The sequence below is a fragment of the Bacteroidales bacterium genome (assembly GCA_035353855.1).
Lineage (GTDB): Bacteria > Bacteroidota > Bacteroidia > Bacteroidales > CG2-30-32-10 > DAOQAK01.
In genome coordinates, this window is record DAOQAK010000001.1 from 95,037 (window position 1) to 116,988 (window position 21,952).

The window sequence follows — 21,952 nt, forward strand, 5'->3', positions numbered from 1 at the left end:
AATATCAAACTTTAATTGGTATACCGATACAACATGTTCGCCTCATGCTAATGCTTGCAAAATAAGTTGACTTTTCATTCTTAGTTGTTTATTAATTTTTCAAACTGTAATTCGGGTAAAATTATTTTTACTTCTTGTGCTTTGTCTTCCCCTTGCCAATGAACGATAAAATTAACTTTCGCCTCTGTTAATTCAAATCCGTTTGTCTTTAGGTCTGCTAATGTATCAATAAATTTCTTTGAGAACTTCAAAACTAATTCACCTTTTTCGTTCTTACAACCTTCTTCTGAAATATTAATTAAATCTCCGCTTGTTAATGCACTTACTCGTTTCTGTATAAATTCAAAATAGCCTAAGTTTAAATCTTTGTGTGAAAGATGCAACGCCAAACAGCTTGGCGATTGGAATATGTTATTATTTTCTACTCTCTCAACTTCCTCTGTTTTTATCTTGTCAAGATAATTACCATTCAAGTGAATTATCAACTTTTGTTTTGCTCTTGTCATTGCAACATACAACTGTCGTTTCTTTTCATCTTCGCTTACATCAATGTTTTCAAGCATCAGAAAAACATTGTCAAACTCTTTTCCTTTTGCTTTATGAATGGTTGAAACGAAAATTATTTCTCCATTTTCATTTATGAAATCTTCAAGTTTTGATTCTCTGATAAAAACTTCAAAATCGGATTTGTATTTCTTCTTTGTATTTGTAGCCTCAAAATCTTTAATGAGATTGTTCCATATATCAAACTTTGAACTATGCTTGTATCTATCAATTACTTTCCTTTTAGCATTACTCCATACATCATCAGTGATTGTATATACATCATCTTCCAAATTCAATTCATTTAAAAAGAAACGAACCTCTGCAAGATTATATAAACTGAACCCATCATTGGATTGAATCAATTTTGCTTGCAATCCTCTCTTTGTCAGAAGTCCTGCAACCTGAAATGCTTCTTCATTTTTGTGTGTAAGAACGCATGTTGTACCTGATAGACCAGTAGTAAGTATGTCGTCAATAAAAGGGGTGATAAGATTGTAATTCTTGTAATAAACAATTTTGATTTTTCCATTGTCGGTTTGTTTTGCTTCAATCGGAATTTCTTTCAGTCGTTTTTCAATTGTCTTTACAAACTGATTAGTGAATGAAACCAAATTGCTTTTGCTCCTGTAATTTGTTATGAGTTCATATTTTGTTGCTTTCTTCTCAGTAATAAAACTCAACAAGTATTTTGAATCTGCTCCACGCCATTCATAAATATTTTGGTCATCATCACCAACTAAAATCACTCTCATTTCTTCGTTTTTTTCCATCAGCACTTTTATCAGCTCAAATTCGTCCTCGTCCATGTCTTGTGCTTCATCAATTACTAAAACTGTTTTCGTGATTCTGCTTATCTCAACTTCGTTTTTCTTAATTTTCTCAACAGTTGTTTTAATTATTTCACTTGCTCTGTCAATCGTTCCAACTTTTCCCAACAAGTCAAAACAATAGGAGTGAAAAGTTTTCATGTCAATGAAGTTGGCAGCATTTCCGATTAATTCAATCAATCTCTTTTTAAATTCCGTAGCCGCTGCTCTTGAAAATGTTACCATTAGTAGCTGGTCATGTTTTACATCTTCCATTAAAAGCAACGAAGCTAATTTGTGAACTAAAACTTTTGTTTTTCCGCTACCTGGTCCTGCTGCAACTACAATGTATTTTGAATTCTTATCATCAATTATTCTTCGCTGAATATCTGACAACGAATCAAAAAGTTGTTTGTATTTCTTGGGTGTTATGTTTCTCTTTATTTCGAACTCTCGGCTGCCTTTGAAATATTTATGTAGAAACGAAGGAAAGTTCAATTGAAAATAATCGTCAACAAATTTCAATGCTCCAGCATAATCGTCAATCATCTTTTTTGCATACTCCCCCACGATATGAATTTGCTGAACCTTATGGTCGTAATAATCACTTAGTTTCTGATAATCTTGTTCCTTGTATTGAACTCTCGGATTTAGTTCAATCTTGTCAATTGTAAGTTTGTTGTAAACTACAAGAAAGCCGCCTTCAATTTTTATTGCTTCAATTCTTGACAGATAAAACAAAGTATCTTCAATGTCGTCAATAGTTGTTTTGACCTTAAACAACTGAAGTTGTTTACTAAAAGCTTCTTGCAATTCAAGAACAGAAAATTCAACCAACACTTCATCTTTGCCAGATTCTCCATCTTCCTTAATGGTATTGCTCTTTTCATACAAGTAGTCAACAATAAATTGAGATAAGATGTGGCGCTGCTCTAACCTCTTTTTTAATTCTTCTTTGGGCTGACAACTTATTGCTACAATATGATTCTTGTTATAATCTTTATTGTGTCGCTTAATCCAATTCTTAATCGCCCAAAAGTTTAATAGAGTTTTTATTTTATTAGGCGTTACTTCCATGCATCCATTTTCTTCCGCTTTTTCATTCAGTTCTTTAATGTGAAATGATTTTTCCTGTTCATCAAACAATGGACAAAGGAAATTTTCAATTAGTCCATATGATTCAACAATATCAAGTGAACTTTTTTTGTTCACACCCCTTTTAATAAATGCTGTCAAATCTTTTGCATCTGCTAAAATCTTTTCATCACGTAAAAGATTTACAACTGAAATCACATTCTTAATTTCAATTCCTAAGTTATCGGAGATATAATCAACTCTTGATTCAGCTTCGTCTTGTTGTGATTGCTTTCTGCTCTTACTTGAAAAAAGAGTTTTGATAATTCTTGTAGCTGTAATTTTTTGTTCCTCACTAAATTTTTGCGAATGCATTATTTTATCAATAGCTTCTTGTGCATTTTTTGAAAGAATACTATTGGCAAAAATTCTTGGCATATTTTGCTTCCGCTTTAAATAGCCAGCTTCTTCCAATGCCGCTATGGCTGTTGTTACTCTCGTTTCAACTTCATTTAAATTGTCGTTCCAACCTGCTTGTCTTGCAATTTCTAAAGCTGATTTTTGAACACTTGATTTGAATTTTGTGATAAATTTTATTGCTTTCCAAATTTGCTGTATCTCATGTATGTTAAGTTTGGTTTGATTTAATAAAATAAAATGTTTTCCTAAATCTTCCTCATTAAATAAAACATAACAATCAGCTGTTATATTCTCATCTCGTCCTGCTCGTCCTGCTTCCTGAACATAGTTTTCAAGTGAATCGGAAATTTCATAATGAACAACTAATCCAACATCTTTTTTATCAACTCCCATCCCAAAAGCAGAAGTTGCAACCATTATCTGAACATCACCTGCTATGAATGCATTTTGATTATCTGTTTTCTCCTGACTTTCCATTTTGCCATGAAATGCTCTTGCATTGAATCCATCTTCACATAATCGTATTGCAAGCTCTCTTGCTCTTTTTGTTCTTGAAACATAAATGATAGTCGGACAATTTTTCTCCTCAACTAAATCTCGGACAGAATTATATTTTTCTTCATCATCACCTTTTTCAAAAACTTTATAATGAAGATTTGTTCTTGTCGCTTTGGAAGGAAAAATTTCCAACTTGATTCCTAACTTTTCTTTAAAGTATGTACAAATGTCTTCAATTACTTTTTGTTTTGCAGTTGCAGTGAAACAAGAAACAGGAATTTGTTCTTCAAGATTTTTACTCTCTTGAAGTGATTTAATAAAGTCACCGATGTATAAATAATCAACTCTGAAATCTTGCCCCCACGATGAAAAGCAGTGTGCTTCATCAATAACAAAGCGAACAACTTTTCTTCCTAATAATAATTTCTCAGTTGTCTTTGAACGCAAAGATTCGGGAGAGATATAAAGAATGGATGCAAATCCATCTTGAATTCTTTGAATTGATTTTGCTCTTTCAATAGGGTCAAGCAAACCATTTATTGTAACTGCATCTGTAATTCCAATTCTTTCAAGATTGTCAACTTGGTCTTTCATTAAGGATTGCAAAGGAGAAATTACAACTGTCAAACCTTTGGCATTTTCCCCACTCATTAAAGCTGGAACTTGGAATGTGATTGACTTGCCTCCGCCTGTTGGAAACACTGCTAAAATTGATTTGTTTTCAACGGCTGCCTGAACTGCGTTCTCTTGCAATGGTTCGCCTGCATAACTTCTATATTCGTCAAAGCCAAAATAATTTTTAAGTCCCTTGTGTATGTCTAAAGCCTGATGGCAATACAAACAACCAGTCAAGCAAGGATTGTTTCTTAGTAAAAACATTATTCGTTCAACTTTCGGATAGTTCTTTAAAACCCAAGGCGGTGTTATTGAGTAGCGATTATTGCAATTTACAAGTGCTAAACAGTAAGATAATTCAATCGGGTGTTCGAAAATTATTTTGGCAAGGTCTGCTTGTTCGCATATTAGAGACTGAAATTTTTCTCTGATTAATTTTTCAATATCAGTTTCGCTGCTTTTGTATGCAATGAAACGAAAAAAGGAGTTAAACTCTTTTTTCTTGTTTAATAGTAAATAGAAAATTTGTTTTAGTTTTTCTTCTGCTTGACTGAAAACAGACACTTCGTCAAGGAAAAGGTCTTTGGCTTTTATAGAATCGTTAAGTGGATTGTTTGTGTCCTCTGTTTGAAGTTTGTCGTCTTTGAGCAAAGCATGATAAGGCTTTGTGGGAAATAAAAGAGGAGAGAGGAATAAAGTGTCAATAATGTTTTCTGAATTTATTTTAGCATCAGTAATAACTTTATCAATATACAGTAAATCGTGATTTAAGATATTATGTCCGCAAATGAACTCTGTTCCGTTTAAGAATTTTATAAAGTCAGCAATAGAATTTGAATGAAAGGAATTTCCGTTGTCCTTAACACCTCCAATGTCAAGAATCTTACGGCTATTTGGCTCAATCTCAGTATCAATGAATGCAATTGATTTCATTTGTCAGTTGTAAATATATTATATATATAGAAGTGAGCATCGGGAAAAATGGCTTTTTTGATTTTGCTGAAGCGTTGACTTTGTAGGTCTGAATAAAATCAGATGTGCCATTGTGTGTCAGTAATTGTTTTAAAAAATGTGCAGTGGGCAAAAAATAAAAAACATTGGGTCGGCTTGAGTGCTTGTCCGTCAGCAATGTAATGAAAGCGGATCGGCTTACTTCTCTATTCAATATTTCATTTTTCTGTCCTTTCACAATGGTTTACTTTTCAATTTTAGTACTATCGTCTATCTTTTTACACTTGGTGCCAACGGTTTGCGTGTAGCTTGCAGTTGCCGATTTAATAGCACTTTCCTGTCAAGGTACACAAAAGTTTATTAGATGCAGAAACGTTGAAACCCGCACTATCTCGGCAATAAAATATACCGCCTGTTATGCACTGGCGGTTCTTGTCTGTCCGTAGGTTTCTGTCAAATTGCACTTTCATATTAAACTTGGCAATTTACTACTTCATTTTTCTTTACTGACTCTGTCGCCCGTGTGCTATTGCGATGGCTATTCAATTCCCTCAATTATTTTTATCTCTTCTTCAGTTAATTCATAAAGCTTGTATATAATAAAATCAAGCTTTTTACATAGTTGAGTATCAAATGAAATTAATAGTTCATCAACAATATTTTCAATTTCAGTTGTTAACTCTGTTTTTGTTGGAAGTACTATTGGCAAATTTCGTAGTCTCTCAATCTTTACTTGAGGAAACAACCTCCCTGATTCGAGGGATTCTGTTCTATAATACCAATCAATAAGTGATGAATTGAGTATTGCTAATATAATTTTCAAACTTGTTTTACCCTTAAATTCGTCTCTTAATAATGTTGAATGTACAGAATTCTTCGCATAGAATTTATTAAAATCAAGTGTGCCAATTATTGAATCAGCAGTTTGTCTTGTAACAATTTTCTGATGAATGAAAAAATTTGTTCTTTTAATAATTCTGGCAGTAAATGATTCACCTCTCGCTTCAATTTTTCTTCTAAGTTTTTCCACATAATCTTCGTTGTAATAAATGTAAAAACCATCCCATTCAATAGAAGAATATCTCGTAAAGCATTTACCATCAATAATTTTTTTTGAATCCTTATCAATTTTATTTTGAGTAATTAATGTGTCTTTTATTAATTCACTGCCTGGGTTTATTCCATCATAGATTTCACAAAATGTATTTAATTTTGATTCAATATTTTTCAATTTGTCCAAAAGGGTGTCTGCACCAGAATGATTAGATTTATATACGAATTTCAAATCAATATCTTTTTTGACTCTTTCAATATCAATCTCATTTTCAACACATTTATGAATTGTTTCAAAAGAGCGAAATAAAAAAGACTTACTAGTAGCATTCTTCTCGTATTGCAATATTACAGATTTACCTACAGCTGCCGTTTCGAATACATCTTCATTAAAATGGGAAATGTACTTCAATGATGTATAAGATAAAATGTATTCTCTAAGTTTTTTAAATGCCGGAAGGTTTAATGAAGAGTCTGGTATAATAAAAGAATTTGAGGAACCGGATTTTGATAATAAAATACTTTTCTCCAGAAACAAGGCAAAAAGATTTATTTTAAAATCAGCAGTTTTGTACAACTGATATTTTTTAAGTATTTCTTTTTCAGTATTAGAAGTTTTTACTATGCCATAAGGAGGATTACCAATTATAACATCAAATCCAGAGTCAAAACCAAACATTGTTTCCGGGTCAAAAAACTTAGCCGATTGCATGGGGTCAAAAGGATTCCAGCCTGCAATTTGCCCTGCAACATTTTTACTGAAACCGCTTTGTGTAAGGGCGGCTTGTAATTCTTCACGTTTTTCTTTTTCCTTTTTCTTTAATGCTTTTTTAGCTGAGTATTTCCGGGTAAAGAAAATTTTATGACGTATTGAAGCCAGTTCTTTTTCAAATCGTTCCACATCGCCAGCCATTAAAGTCATTTGCTGCGGTTTATCCAACCCAATAAGCGTATTGGCTGCCACAAACTTGGTTTCGAGGTTAGGCATACTCAATATGTTGCGGTTGGGTTTGCTGTCGTTTACTTTTTGGTCAACGATAAGCGATATAAAGAAACGAAGCTTTGAAATTTGAATCGCAATCTGTTGTATGTCCACGCCGTAAATGCAATTCTCAATCAAAAACAGTTTACGAGCATAATCGGGATAGTTCATACTAAGGTCAAACGCCTTGTTAATTTCTTCAAGGCGTATTTTGCGTTCTTCGGTATCGCCACTATCAAATACTTCGGCGGTTTCAGCAATGGCACGTTGCTTTTGTAATTCGTTCCAGTGTTTATTTTCAGGGTCGAGTTTGTTCAGTAAGTCAACCAGCCTATGTAACACACCCATCGGGAAAGCACCCGAACCACAAGCAGGGTCAAGTATTTTGGCTTTGCTTATTGCTTTTATTAATGCTGTGTTTTCAGTTTTAGAAAATTCGGGTAAGTCAGTGGTATGTGCAAATAAATCACGCAATTTTTTTTCAAGAAGCTGCTCCCCTTCAAAAGGGGAGCTGTCAGCCAACGGCTGACTGAGGGGTTGTTTATCTTTCCATGCAAAATTTCTTTTTATCTCCTCAATTAATCCATCAGGATTATCCCATACCCATTTATTTTCAAATCTTAACACTTTAATTCCTGTATGTTGTAAGAACAAATCTCTTTCAAGGTCATATTGAGCTTGAGTTTCTTCAAAATGCCCTTGTCCATCGAGTTCTAAAGCAAGGTTTTCAGCAGGGCAATAAAAATCTAAAATATAATTAGCAACACTAAATTGGCGTCTAAACTTTTTATCTTCTAACTGTTTACCTTTTAAAAGTGTCCATAATTTTGCTTCAGCAGGGGTTAAATTATTCCTGAGCTCTTTTCTGAAAGTTTTTAAATGAGGAAGATTATTTAATTTTTCCCTCCGTCCTTCGGACACCTCGGGATTGAATATGTTTTCTTGACCCCTCCGTCCTTCGGACACCTCCCCTTTATCAGGGGAGGAGCTTTTTAATACTTGTTTGAAGTAGGCAATCAAACTTTCGTCAACCATGTAGTTCACAATCTCACGAGGCGTATAAAAACTTCCTGTTTGCTTACGTGCTGTGGTTTGTGTTTCGGGATTGTAACTTGCCAACAAGTTTTCGAATACTTTACCCAGCAATTCAGGGTCAAGGGCAATTTCTTCTTCAAGCGGTGTGTTTTCGGCAATGGTAAATTTGTAGCTATCGAGAATATTTATCAATCCTTCTACTTTGTATTTTTTGCCTTTGGTGCCATATTCAGTATTCAAGTCGAAAACAAACTCATCGGCAAAAAACAATTTGTCGGGAACAAACGCTTGTCGTTTCTCAGTACTACTAAATCCATCAAAACGGATTTCCTTGTTTCCTTCTTTAAAATCGAGGCACTCAAATAAACCACCATTCAGAAAAGGTATGGTTGCAAATAGTTCAAGGGCTTTGTCAGGATTAATAAAATAGTCCTGATAACGATATTTGGTTTGGTCGAGATAGTGGTCGTTGCTTGTTTTGGGTAATGTATTTATAAAACGGCGTTTTTCGTCTTTGTTTTCGTCAGTAATATCTTTATCCATTGGGGTGTTAAGCGTTGCAAAAAACAGGTTTTGCAGAATAGCACGATAATACACCGAAGTTTTTTCCGATTCAGGTTTTAAATCTTTAAGTATGGCTTTCAGTTTTTTTACATTGAACAATGTTTCAGGAACCAAGTTCTTTTCTTTGATAAACCAAACAAAAATCAAGCGTGTAAGCAAGCGAATCACACTCTCGGCATTATAAACATTATCATCTTTATCATCGTTTAAATCATTCGGAAAACGAACGGATTGAACAGCCCACAAATACCAGTTAAACAATTCGCTGTAAAATCGTTTGTTCAGTTCTTTGGTATTGAGTGTTTTTTGCCAGGCATTGTGCAGTTCAACAAAATTGGTAAACTGATGTTTGTTCAATAATTCCTGAAACGATAAATCAAAAAGTATTTCAATGTGAGCACGCAATGGGCTTTCGATGGAAATATCTTTAATCAGCGTAACCTTTTCAAGTACATCTTTGCTTTCGTCACGTTTGTGTAAGCGGCGATTAATAACAGAAAAAGTAAGTTTGTACCCATACTTAAAAAGAACCATTACAGGCATGGGAAACAAGCGGTTAATCTCTCTTGTTATGTTTGATAAATCAGTACGGTTGTACTCTTCGCCGATTAATTCAATGGCGAAAAACAAATAGGTTTCAATGATGGTATTATCAACTTGTTTTGTGTCGAATAAGCTGGCTTGTTGCGATACTTCTTCTCTGGATAATTGGAAAAGCAAATCAACATATTTCCATTCCTTAACCCTTGCTTTAGTTTCATCAAACTTTTGGTCAGAAATATATGTATCCTCAAATTCATTAAAAGTAGGCTTATCAAGTGGTGCACGGCGTACGGTAACGTAACCGAGTTTAGCGAATAGCTCCAGACTGTTTTTTGTAAGATTACCTTTCGCAAATGATTGCAAAGCTTCTTGTATATTTGTTTTAAATTCTTCGGTAGTCATTATTTTAGTTTTTTCAAATTTTTATTTCCGAGTAGTGATTTCATTTGAGTAATTGCAATTTTATTTAATTGCACCAGCCTCTCGCTTTGCGATAAGCCTTGATGTATAAGTACTGCATTAATACTTTCCAAGTTTGATAAAACCACCAATTGTTCAATGGTTGCCATATCTCTGATATTTCCATCTGCATTTGGGTTTTCATTTCGCCATTGTAAAGCTGTTTTACCAAACAGAGCTACATTAAGCATGTCGGCTTCGTTGGCATACACAAAACTGATTTGTTGTTTTGACAATTCAGCCGGGATAAGATTCTCTTTAATTGCATCTGTATGAATATGATAATTTACTTTTGCGAGCGTTCTTTGTAAATTCCATTCGAGTTTCAGGCGGTCGTTTTCGTCGGCTTTGAGTCGTTGGAATTCTTTAATCACATACAGTTTAAATTCAATTGAAATCCAAGAGGCAAATTCAAAAGCTATGTCTTTATGAGCAAAGGTGCCGCCATAACGACCTGATTTAGAAACAATACCAATTGCATTAGTTGATTCTATCCATTTTTTTGGTGTCATTACAAAGCTGTTTAATCCGGCTTGTTTTCTAAACCCGTCGAATTCGACGGGTTTAAAATTGGGATTGTAAATGCTTTCCCAGAATCCCAAAAGCTCAATTGTATTGCGGTTTCGCATCCAGTTTTTAATAATATCATCGGTATTGACAGTGTCTTTATGCCGAGCAATATCAGTCAATGATATAAAATCGTCTGACGTGGTTTTTAAAATGGTGATTTCAGTACCTTTAACCTCAATTTTACTGTTTTTCATAAAAACCTATTTAATTATTAGCCATGTAACCAGTTCAAAATTGTTTGTTTCGCTAATTCTTTTTGATTTCGGAATTAACAATGCGCCTCTGTCGTTACCAGTGATTTTTTGGTTGCTTCGTTTATTGAAAATTCTGCTTATCTCATCAATTGCCTTTGCCAAAAGTTCTGAATACTTCTGCATATCTTCACCTTGCTTGGTTTCAGCATTAAATATTTCGCATAATTCCTCAAATGCCTGCGATTTTCCCGAACACATCAAGCGATATATTTCAAGTATTTGTTTTGCGTTTGTGTAATTGAATCTAACTTGTCCGTCGTCTCTTATGTAAACAAGAAAATAGGGTTGTAAAGGATTCACTTCTTCGTTGCCATCGGTATCGCCTTTTTGTTTTAAACAATAAACGACACCGGGTTTAATAATTTCTTTTTCAGCCGTTGAAAGCTTTTCGGTATCAAGCAAATTTGAATATTTGCCCGATGGCGAAGGAACAACCGCGTATAAACCAAATGGAGCATCTTCAAGTTTTTTTCTGTTATTTTCAATAAAGTTGAGCAATTCAATTCTAAAGTCGTCTAGTGTAAAGTCAGTAAGCGAAATGCTTTCGTTCATATCTTCAAGGTCAAGTACTTCATCACGTAACTTCTTTAATTGCTGATTGCGGTATTTCAAATCGTCTTCAATTAATTCTTCAATCTGTTCGGTTGCAAGTACATTATCATCGGCAGTTGCTGTAACATCAACCAAAGCCATTCGGGCTTCAACACGCTCTTTAAGATTTATGTAATTATCGAGGTCTTTTGTTGGCCAAAAATTCACTAATTGAATTTTATCGTTTTTACTGCCCAAACGATCAATACGACCAAAACGCTGTATGATGCGAACAGGATTCCAATGAATGTCGTAATTTATCAGGTAGTCGCAATCTTGCAGGTTTTGACCTTCACTAATACAGTCAGTTGCAATTAAAATGTCAATTGTTCCTTCTTTAGGCATTGACTTCATTTTGTCTCTGTTCTTTGAAATCGGAGAAAAATTTGTCAGAATATTATTGTATTCGTTTTTGCCAAAAGTAGTTTTCGTTTGCGAACCTGCTACCAAAGCAATATTGAGTTTTAATTCATTCTTTGCCCAATCAAGCAAACAATCATATAAATAATTAGCTGTGTCGGCAAAGGCAGTAAACACAACAACTTTGTTATTTCCGGTATTTAGGTTCTTTTGGATTTTATCATTGATTAATTTCTTCAGGTCTTTTAGTTTTGCATCTCTGTCAGGCGTTACAGCAACTGCAAAATTGTAAAGTTTGTTTAATGCTTCGCGGTCTCTTTCCAAATCTGCAAGCCACGTATCTAAATCCAAATCAGCTAAATCAAATTTCAGTTTCTTACCAACTTGCCATTGTTCCAATTCTTCTTCATTTTCTTCAATTTCATCTTCATCAGGCTGGTACGTTTCCAGTTCTTCTTCCTGCGATTTAACTTTGGACTTCTGAAAATCTCTTATTTTAGTTTCCAGTTTCTCAATTTTCTGAATGGTTCTATCCATTGAAATCTCAAAAGACTCAATAGAACTTTCAAGACGTTTCAAAAAATTTACTTTCATCATACCAATCAAAAAATGCTCACGGTCGCTTTGCTTAAATCCCAAAACACCTTTTGTTGCTGCAAGTTCTTCGTATTTGCTGGTTTTATCAGGTTCAATATATGCCGAAGGATTAAACAGTGCTAATTTGTACTGAAGTATGATTCTGTTTAGCTCGTCGTAAGTATAAAACCTGTCTTTTGTGTCAATGTTTGGATAGATTGCAATTGGTTTAATCCTTTCAGGAAACTTACCAATTTCAGCTTCTGCCTTGTAAAAACTCTTGATGTGTTTTCTGCTTCTTGCAATGGTTAATTCGTCCAGCAATTTGATAAAATCTGAACCTAATTTTTGGATTAGCTCATTTTGTTTCTTGTTTGGATTCTTTTTTTTGTCAGCCCAATTGGTAAATTGTGTCTGGGCGTTTTTCATAGTCAACGCAATGTTTTTAACTCCTGTACTTTCAAACATTGCATTGTTTCTGCCTTCTGTAATTAATGATATTTGGTTTCTTAGGTCTTTTAAGTTATTGTTTACCGGTGTTGCCGAAAGCATTAAAACCTTTGTTTTTACGCCACTTTTGATGATTTTTTCCATTAACCATTTAGCACGGTTCATTCGGGTTGTTCCATCGTCTTTGATTTTTTCCATTGGGTTTCCTCTGAAATTGTGGCTTTCGTCAATAACCACTAAATCATAAGCACTCCAATTGAAATTTTCTAAATCAATTCCATTTGCATCGGACTTTCCTGTTATTCTTCCAAGGTCGGTATGATAAAGCACATTGTAACTGAATTTATCTTTTGAGAATGGATTTAATGAGTTGTTTTGACTTGCCTGATAGATTGTCCAGTTACTTGAAAGTTTCTTTGGGCACAAAACCAAAACACGATAATTGAGCAATTCAAAATATCTGATAACAGCCAATGCTTCGAATGTTTTACCAAGCCCAACGCTGTCGGCGATAATACAGCCGTTGTGTCTAAGAATTTTATTTATTGCTCCTTTAACACCATCTTTCTGAAATTCGTAAAGCATTGCCCAAACTTCACTTTCAAAAAATCCTGTCTGTCCTGTGAGCAATCCGCCTTTTTGTTGCTCGTCAAGATAATTTTCAAAAATGTGAAACAGAGTTTTGAAATAAATAAATTCAGGCTCGTTTTCTATGTAAAGCTGTTCAAGATATTTAAGAACTTGTTCTTTTACATCTTCCACCAATCCGGTGTTATCGTCCCATAATTCCTGAAACCAAGCTTTTAAATCGGCTCTGTCACGGTCATTGTCAACCACCAAGTTTAATTCAATATTCGGGCTGCCACCAAGTCCAAGCCCATTAACAGTAAAGTTTGAACTGCCTACAATTGCTTTCTCAACACCGCTTTGCTGTGTAACATGGTACATTTTTCCGTGCAGGAAATTTGGTTTTACCATTGATTTGATTTCAACTTTTTGTTGAATCCATTCCGAACATTCCTTGGCAATGGCTTTTTGAGTTAAACGGCTTTCAATAGGAATTACAATTTTATCGTCTTCAATTTTAAAGTCTCGCTTATTAACTTTAGTCGGGTCAAGAGCTTTGATAAAAGTCGGTTCACCAAAAAGAAATTTCAATTTACTAATTGAGTCCAGTTCGTTTTTTAAATGACTGTAAGCATAAATTGTAAAGTATGCTGAAACGATTGATAAATCTGAATCTGATTTTATATTATCTCTTAGGAACTGCACTACAGAACCTCTGTTTTTATTATCTCGAATGGAAGAAAGGTTTATACTCATATTTGAATCATTAAATGCTAAAAATAATCAATTTGCTTGTAACTGTCCTCAAGTGGGTCGGCAAAATTGCAGCTCTTTTGCAAGCTTTGGTTTTGAGCGTTGGCTCGTGGGGCTTGCAAATGTGCTGCAATGTGGGTGGGGTTTCCTTCTTCTTTTTTTGCGGGGGGAAGAAAAAAACAAAATAAATTTCCATCAAATTTGCACTGTCCTGTCAAAAAGCTAAATCCTTTCTATCGTTATTATTTATCACTATCGTATCTGTCTGCTCGTCTGTGTCTTTTTACACTTGTTGCCAACGTTCCGGCTGCTTGCTTTTCGGAGGCGACTTTACCCACTGCCGTTTCCAAATAAACTACCGTTTAAATTATTACTTCCTTATCTCACGAGCCACTTCCCCGCCACTGAAAGCAGCAGCCTGTTAGCGTTTCGGTGGTTATTGTTTTATTATTATTTTTGTTGTAAAATTGTTATCACTCCGTACTTTTAGGATATAAGTCCCTTGAGAATATTTAGAAAAATCTATCGTTTTTAAATTGCGTTCAGACAAGAGTACCTGTCCGAATAATGTATATACCTTTACATCAAAGTTCGTAGCGTTGATTGTCAAATTCACTCTATCAGTTGCTGGATTAGGATATACGCTTATGAATCCGTTTCTTTCATCATACTTAGATATCCCTGTAGAAGGATCGTAGATGGTCACATGGATGGTATCCGTGCGTGAACCACAATCATTCGTAATCCGTAGCCAGTAGGTCCCTGTATCCGTGATAGTGCGATACTTGCTGGTAGAACTATCGTCCCATAAGTACGTGCATGAATATCCTGCAGTAAGATTCTCTGCATCCAAGGTCCAGTTGATGGTTGTCGTCCCTTGTGCAAACACGCTATCATGTGCCATATCAGCAGGGTGCGTAGGCAAGCCCTGGATGAAGTACACATAGAAATCCTTACCAGTCTCTGTTGAACTAAAATACCAGTTGCCTTGGGTATTATACGTTACAATCACTGTATCCTGATTAAAGAATACGTTTACCATTCCGGGATCAGACCACATAATATTATTCACAGCAGTATCTGGCTGATGAACGATAAGCGTATCATTTGGTCCTGCACAAATATTGATAAATTGTACATTGTAAGTGTTATCCAAATTACGATGATACGTAGCTCCATTACTTATATTCCAGCTGATGCATATCAGCATCAAAACTGGCAAAAAGATTTTTGTTTTCATGATTATTTTGTTTTTTTGTTTATATTTCCATTTTGTATTGTCTCGGGTTTTTTCCAATGAACGCTAACTTATACGTTGCTATTTATAAATTTACTAGTATACAGCTATTTTCCCATTAACAAAAGTAAATAATATTCCTTAAAATCAAATATTTAGAAAAACATTATCCAATTACAAACGGTTGGAAACGAATTTTAAACGAAACTAATTAAGTAAAAACCGAGAGAAAGTTTTGGGAGGTTGTTCCTTTGCGTTGTCAAGTAAGTAAACTATAGTAAACAAGTTGACAAGATGACAAGGGATAAGTTGATAAGAGAAATAATAAATAAATCAAAAAAATATGAAAACCTATAAAGATTTAATAGTGTGGCAAAAGTCAATTAAGCTGGTAACCGATATTTATTCGGCAACATCGGGCTTTCCAAAAGAAGAAATGTTTGCTATTACTTCACAAATAAAAAGATGCTCCATTTCGATTCCTTCAAATATTGCTGAAGGTTACGGTCGCCAGCACAAGCGCGAATACATACGATTCCTTAATATATCAAGAGGGTCATTATACGAACTGCAAACGCAACTTGAAATAGCAGGAAATTTAAATTTTCTTCACAAAGAAAAACTATTCAACCTATTGGAGAAATGTAATGAGATTGAAAAAATGCTAAATAAATTAATCAACATATTAACTCAAATATTAAAAAATAGATAGGCAAGCAAAACCCTTTACAGCTTGTCAGCTTGTTAGCTTGTTAGCTTGTAAACTTGTCAACTTAAAAATCATAAATCAATAAATCTTAAATTTTACATCATGGAAAAAACTGTAAACAAAGTAGAACTGAACGGATTCATAGGGATTGAACCTGAAATGACAAACTTCAACAACGGCGGGAAAAAATTACATTTCTCCCTTGCCACAAATGAAAGCTACAAAAACCGCGATGGTGAATGGATTAAAGAAACCACCTGGCATAACATAGTGCTATGGAATAAAACTGCGGAAGATGCTGAAAAAATATTAAAAAAAGGCACGCGTGTTTCGATAACCGGAAAACTTGTCAACCGCGTTTATACTGATAAAAAAGGAAATAAAAAATATATTTCCGAAATAGTCGCAAATACTTTTGAAGCAGTTGCTGCTTAAGAATGGCGTTACAAAAGCAAGAGCGGTTGCCCTTTCAGGGCAGCCGCTCTTGCTTTTGTATATTTTATTCAAGAATTAATTTCCTGAACAAATATTTTTTGCCCGAAAAAATTCTTACAAAATAAATTCCTTTTGGTTCATCAGAAATATCAATTGCTTTAGTTAATGTATTCTGAGAGCCACTATACACAAGCCCCCCAGTGAGTTATAAATTTCTATATTCAAATCATTACCAGGAATATTTCCTAATGTTAATGTATATATTCCTTTTCCGGGATTTGGAAAAATTTGGATAAAACTATTATTATCATTTTCAATAATATCATTTAACATCCCACAACTGCATGAAATATATGCATAACCAAAATATCCACCTGCATTTCCCGGATCACAATCATATGTGGTAAATTGCACTTTAACATTTTGCCCAATATAATCAGACAAATCAACATCTACAGATGTCCAATCTTTCCAAACCACATTATCTGTTTTACAATCATCAAAAGCTGGCTGACATGTAATAAATCCTGAAATACCCGTAGAAGCAATAACTTCATAGTATCCATTAGTCGAATTAACAATAGCACCAAGTGAATCCAAAATATAAATAGTAAATTTTGGTCTTTCATCCAATGGGTTATCTTCTGAAAGTTGAAGCACTACAGCATATTGATACATAAAAATACGACTTGCATCAGTAACCATATATGAATATTCTATTCGTTCTGCTTGAGGATTACTTCCATCACAACCTGCTGTTCTCGGATTTCCTAACCTACAGGAACTACTACCATTTGGAGGAAGAACACTTAACATATTTGCTGTATTCGGATCTGTATTTGGTTGATTCATTATCGTTTGTCTTCCTAATGCCGTTGCGTATGAAATAGTATTAGAAGTACCAGGTACCATTGATATGCCTGTAACCGCATATACTCCTGATTGATTTTCTCCAACCGAACCTGTCCAATTAGTAAAATCTCCAAGTGAGAAATCTGCATTTACACATTGTGCTGAAATATTATTTCCTATAAATAATTGACTCAGAACAAAAAATATCATAATGATATTTAAAACTAATTTTCTCATCTGCTAAAATAATTTTGGATATATTAATATTACAAAAATTAATTAAAAAAATATCAGTAATCAAAGTATCATTTTATATCTGGTACATTTTTGAACATTTATGGTATATTTGGATTGATATTCGGCATAAAAAAAGAAGCCGTCTCAAAATACTGAGGCGGCTTCCTTTAAACATAATAATATTAACGTATTTATTCGAGAATAAGTTTGCTTATTGAATTAGCTTTATCATTACTGATTCTCACAAAATAAACACCTTTTGGTAAGCCCGATAGATCAATTTCCGATTTTGAATTATTTATAACCTTACTGTTATAAACCAACTGACCTTGTAAGGTAAAGATATTTAAATCAGCAGTATTATCCAATCCGCTTACGGTAATGTTAGTTAATCCATTTGTAGGATTTGGTGAAACATTAACTACAGGGTTAGCGCCATATTCAGTTATACCCGTACAATCAATAAATGTAATTTTAATAGTATCGCTACTGATACAATCATTTGCATTGGTAACTCTAACCCATATCGTAGCAATGCTATCTGTTGCGTCATTAAAATCAATGTTGATCTTTTGAGTTATTTCTCCGGTTGACCATAAATAAGTGGAGCCTGTATTTAAAGCATCTAATGTTTTTATTTCATCAGAACAAATAGAAACATTAACCCCTAAATTAACAAATGGCAGATCAATAACAGTAACTGTAACCGAAGAAGTAGCTGTATTATTATTTGAATCAGTAACCATAACATTATATGTGGTATTCATTGCAGGATAAATATCAACGGTATCCTGGTCAGAAGTAAATCCTGCCGGTGTTGATGTCCAGCTATATATATAAGGTTTTTTCCCTCCACCTACGAGAGCTGTAATTTGTGAAACCTTACCCCAACATATTGTATCAGGTGATGCATATGCAGCAACACTTAAAGGTCCTCCTGAAATATTAACTGTAACCTGGTCAGTACCCACACAACCTGCAGCGCTTGTTACAGTAAGTGTGAAAATAGTAGGTACACTTAAAGCAATGGTTGTAGGATTCTGAAGTGTAGCATCAACAAGCGAACTTGCAGGCGACCATGAATAGGTATAGGTTCCTGTTGGAGTAGCTGTTCCATGTAATGTAGCTATAGTATTCGGATATGCAACAGTTGTATCAGTGCCTGCGTTAGCAACAGGGAGCGCATTAACAGTAACAGTTACTGCATCAGCAGCACTATATCCTGAAGCATCGGTAACCACTACCTGGTAATTGCCTGTTGCTGTTACAGTGTAAGTTTGAGTTGTATCTAAAACAGTTGTTGCAGGAAGCTTGGTCCACTGGTAAGAATAACCGGTACCGGCGCCAGCATCCAAAACTAAAGAGCTGCCCTGGCAAATACTGGTATCATTTCCCAGGTCATTGATTGTAGGAGGAACGTATAAAGTAAAATTATCAAAATACACATTATCGCCTACTCCGCTTGTGCTACTTGCATTATTTTTTCTGCATGATGAAATAAATTTAATAGTAAAATCATTATTTGAGTACGCAGAAAGGTCGAAATATTTAGAAGCATATACATCTGCATTAGCAGTAGTGGGATGATAATATTGATTGCCAGCTATATCAGTCAGCGTATCTCCATTAACAACTACACCAAACCAGTTATAAGTCATATATGCAGTACTGCCACTTGTTTGTCTTAAGTCGAATTTCAAATTAAGTTTTGCTAAATTCGGGTCGGTAACCTGGCATGTTGTTGCAAATGCCTGATGTGTAGTATACGTGTTCCAAGCCGCATTAGCTGTAGTAGCACCTGATGACCAGGAGCCAGAAGCAGCACCTGTAAAATATATTCCGTAGGTAGCTGAAGTACCAATGGTATCATAACTAATAGCTGCTTCAGTATTAGCAGATAACATCATATAATCGCTAGAACCCGTATTGAAATTTTCAACAAAAGGAATAGCACTAATTGCTTTTGAAGATGAAATATCAATAAAAACAGTATCATTTATGTTAATTACATCTGTTGACATTTTAACAACAGCGCCGCATTCATAAATACCTGTAGTTGAAAAATCAGCCTTCGTAGCAAATGTATAAGTTACTGTACTGTCTGGAGCAACAGGTCCTGCAATATACTCAGGGCCTATAATTGTAGTTCCTGCATTAATAGAATATTTTACCGGAATATTTGTAAGAGATGCTGTTCCAACATTTTTAAATTTAACGGTAACCGATTCTGCATTCGTTAAACCACAACCGCTAACAGGCGAGACCCATTCAACAGCTTGCATATCATCAGCTGGCTGCATATAAACCTGAACCTGGTCAATACCCATATCATCTGAACCAATAGCTGGTATTCCTTTAAATCTCAATACACAATTTGTAGATGTAGAATTTCCTATGTTAACGATGTCTTGTGTCCATGCAGTAGCTGTTTGATATTTTTTTATCAATCCAAAAGAGGTCCCGTTATTAGTGGATAAATATACCGAAAGAGAATCATTACCGGCAGGATTGATATACCAAAAATCTAACATCTTGCCTCCAACAGTATCCATATTAATATACAAATCCATTATTCCAACTGAATTGTAAGAAGTATAAGAATGGAATCTGGCAGAATGTATTGTGCTATTAGCACCAGTTACAGTATATGCTCCAAGGCTTGGGGATGTCCATGAACCTGATATTATATCATCATTTCTTCTCCATGAATTATTGCCATAAGCAGGAGTATTTGACCAATATAAAGAAGGCACATCCAAAGTATCATTTTTATTCACCCAGGTACTGTCGAAATTTTCTATGTAAGGTATGGCGGCATAAGTCTGTACATAAACAGTTTTGGATATAGTATCATTTGTATGATCAGCATCAGTATTTCCATTAGGTAGCGATGTCCACGCTTTGATAGTATAAAGTCCGGGTGTTGTATAATTATATGATCCTATTGAAACAGGACCAGCAGTAGCACTTGTAGCTATACCTGAATTTGTATAAGGATAAGATGTTTGAACACTACCATTTACAGACCAGCCAATAGATACATTTTTAAGACTATCTGCTCCGTAATTCATTACTGTAACAGTTACAGGATTAGAACCTACAGGAACAGGAGAAACAGGAGCATTCATGGCGGTAAGACCTGCATCATCAGGCGCTAATATATTAACCCGAACACTGTCAAGACCAACATCTGTTGAATTTGTAGATGTTTTTTTCACACTAAAGCGAATGATCGTATTTACCGCAGTTGAAGTACCTAAGCTTAATATACGCTCAGTCCATGCTGAAGCTGTCGCAAATTTTTGTATTAAAGTAAAAGTGTTTCCCCCATCATTCGACATCAATACTGAAAGAGTATCTGTTCCCGATGTATTGATATGCCTGAATTTTAGCATCTTTTTACCTACTGTTGAAAAATTGAGATAAGCGTCTAATTTCCCGGCAGTACCTGTTGTTGCTCCAGCTGTATGAAAACGTGCTGAATAAAGTGTTCCTGTAGTAGTATATGTACCAGTTGTAGCATTAGTCCATAATGCAGAAACTCCATCGTCATTTCTTCTCCAGGAACTATCACTTGTTATTGGTGTATTTTTCCAATACATAGAAGGCACATCTCTTGTATTTTCTTTATTTATCCATGTTCCGTTAAAATTTTCCAAGAAAGGCAGTGAAGCATATCCCTGTACATAAACAGTTTTAGTTACAGTATCATTAGCGGTATATCCATCGGAACCTCCATTAGGTAAATATGTCCATGCTTTTAAAATATAAGCACCGGCAGTAGTGAAATTATACGCCCCAATTGTAACAGGACCAAAAACTGAGTCTTTTGCTAATCCGGCATGAATAAAAGAGTATGGAGTTTGAACTGTTCCATTTACACTCCAACCTATAGTAGCTGTTTTCAAACTATCCGTTCCCCAATTCTTTACCGTAACTGAAACATTGCTACTACCAGAAGCAACAGGTGTAACAGGTGCATTAATTGCAGTCAGCCCTGCATTATATTGTGTTACTACCGGAGGTGCCCATGTAAAAGTAAGACCAGTTGTAGGACAAATAGATGTAGTAATAGATACCGTTGCAGTATTTACTGTTCCAGCCGTTGTTGTTGCCCATGCTGTACCTGTCCTGTTATTGAAATCCGTATTTGCTTGTCCACGTAATCCAACCTGAACAGTGCTTATGTTAGTGCTGCCATATGCTACTGTACCATATACTATTTGTACATAGTTTGTAGTTTCATAGAGTCGTATTTGAAAATTAATATTTTCATTAACATTCGTTACTGTAGTATTTCTTCTAAATTTTTTCCATTCAATAACGAATATCCTGTTCGGAGCAGTACCAAGTATTTTATAAGTTAATTTAGAATTTTTCTGCGGGTAAATTGAATTCGTTGTTCCTGAACGCGAAAATGCACTTACCCTATTTTGCAAAACCGCAGATGCTGTTGATGTTGCACTAATAGGGGTTGTTGTTGCAGAAGTATTCATGTTAACAGAATCCTGTCCAAATGATATCCATCCATTAGAACACACTCCAATAACATTCATAACACTTCCATTATAGGTAAAATTAAACCCTATAGGGATTCCCACTCCTTTTGATATTGTTGAAGAACCAGCAGGAACTGCTGCATCAGCATAATAGATGATTACCGTTGAATCAGGGTTTAATGATGTTCCATCAGTTAATGTATCATATGTACCCGATGGTTGGCTAAATACATAGCTCGCAACCTGTGCAAATGTGCCCATACTAATAAGCACAAATGCAATTAAAATGCATAATTTTCTTTTCATGGGGTTAATT

At 34.7% G+C, this 21,952-nt stretch carries 9 protein-coding genes; 2 read left to right on the forward strand and 7 right to left on the reverse strand.

Translation table 11 applies throughout. The features are described from left to right. Window positions 1-80 precede the first annotated feature (80 nt). The 5 genes from PKK00_00410 to PKK00_00430 form a co-directional block, all read right to left on the reverse strand. The gene (locus PKK00_00410) at window positions 81-4,892 is read right to left on the reverse strand and encodes a RecQ family ATP-dependent DNA helicase (protein ID HNW96852.1); all 4,812 of its coding nucleotides are present in this window, start codon (window positions 4,890-4,892) and stop codon (window positions 81-83) included. Between the two features lie 556 nt (window positions 4,893-5,448). Further along, window positions 5,449-9,489 carry a DUF559 domain-containing protein gene (locus PKK00_00415; protein HNW96853.1) on the reverse strand — a complete coding sequence of 1,347 codons (4,041 nt, stop codon included), beginning with the start codon at window positions 9,487-9,489 and terminating at the stop codon, window positions 5,449-5,451. Further along, window positions 9,489-10,310, reverse strand: a complete 822-nt coding sequence (locus PKK00_00420) for a KilA-N domain-containing protein (protein ID HNW96854.1) — start codon at window positions 10,308-10,310, stop codon at window positions 9,489-9,491. The genes PKK00_00415 and PKK00_00420 overlap by 1 nt, the downstream gene beginning before the upstream one ends. A gap of 6 nt (window positions 10,311-10,316) precedes the next feature. Continuing rightward, window positions 10,317-13,670, reverse strand: a complete 3,354-nt coding sequence (locus tag PKK00_00425; protein HNW96855.1) for a helicase-related protein — start codon at window positions 13,668-13,670, stop codon at window positions 10,317-10,319. 433 nt (window positions 13,671-14,103) lie between these two features. Further along, a complete protein-coding gene (locus PKK00_00430; GenBank protein ID HNW96856.1) occupies window positions 14,104-14,877 on the reverse strand; it encodes a T9SS type A sorting domain-containing protein in 774 nt (257 codons plus the stop codon). Between the two features lie 370 nt (window positions 14,878-15,247). Here PKK00_00430 and PKK00_00435 point away from each other — a divergent pair, with 370 nt between their 5' ends. Together PKK00_00435 and ssb are read left to right on the forward strand one after the other, a co-directional pair. After that, the gene (locus PKK00_00435) at window positions 15,248-15,616 is read left to right on the forward strand and encodes a four helix bundle protein (GenBank protein HNW96857.1); all 369 of its coding nucleotides are present in this window, start codon (window positions 15,248-15,250) and stop codon (window positions 15,614-15,616) included. Window positions 15,617-15,715: 99 nt separating this feature from the next. Beyond that, the gene (ssb, locus tag PKK00_00440) at window positions 15,716-16,048 is read left to right on the forward strand and encodes a single-stranded DNA-binding protein (GenBank protein ID HNW96858.1); all 333 of its coding nucleotides are present in this window, start codon (window positions 15,716-15,718) and stop codon (window positions 16,046-16,048) included. Window positions 16,049-16,210: 162 nt separating this feature from the next. On the opposite strand, the gene PKK00_00445 is transcribed toward ssb, so the two are convergent. Continuing rightward, a complete protein-coding gene (locus PKK00_00445; protein ID HNW96859.1) occupies window positions 16,211-17,137 on the reverse strand; it encodes a hypothetical protein in 927 nt (308 codons plus the stop codon). Between the two features lie 191 nt (window positions 17,138-17,328). Next, on the reverse strand, window positions 17,329-21,942 hold the full coding sequence (locus PKK00_00450) for a T9SS type A sorting domain-containing protein (protein ID HNW96860.1): 4,614 nt from the start codon (window positions 21,940-21,942) through the stop codon (window positions 17,329-17,331). Between the last annotated feature and the right edge of the window lie 10 nt (window positions 21,943-21,952).

Bases quoted from the DNA above. Each gene is read 5' to 3' on its own strand.
- PKK00_00445 (HNW96859.1), bottom strand. From the start codon at position 17,137: ATGAGAAAATTAGTTTTAAATATCATTATGATATTTTTTGTTCTGAGT.
- PKK00_00415 (HNW96853.1), bottom strand. From the start codon at position 9,489: ATGACTACCGAAGAATTTAAAACAAATATACAAGAAGCTTTGCAATCA.
- PKK00_00410 (HNW96852.1), bottom strand. From the start codon at position 4,892: ATGAAATCAATTGCATTCATTGATACTGAGATTGAGCCAAATAGCCGT.
- PKK00_00430 (HNW96856.1), bottom strand. From the start codon at position 14,877: ATGCTGATATGCATCAGCTGGAATATAAGTAATGGAGCTACGTATCAT.
- PKK00_00435 (HNW96857.1), top strand. From the start codon at position 15,248: ATGAAAACCTATAAAGATTTAATAGTGTGGCAAAAGTCAATTAAGCTG.
- PKK00_00420 (HNW96854.1), bottom strand. From the start codon at position 10,310: ATGAAAAACAGTAAAATTGAGGTTAAAGGTACTGAAATCACCATTTTA.
- ssb (HNW96858.1), top strand. From the start codon at position 15,716: ATGGAAAAAACTGTAAACAAAGTAGAACTGAACGGATTCATAGGGATT.
- PKK00_00425 (HNW96855.1), bottom strand. From the start codon at position 13,670: ATGAGTATAAACCTTTCTTCCATTCGAGATAATAAAAACAGAGGTTCT.
- PKK00_00450 (HNW96860.1), bottom strand. From the start codon at position 21,942: ATGAAAAGAAAATTATGCATTTTAATTGCATTTGTGCTTATTAGTATG.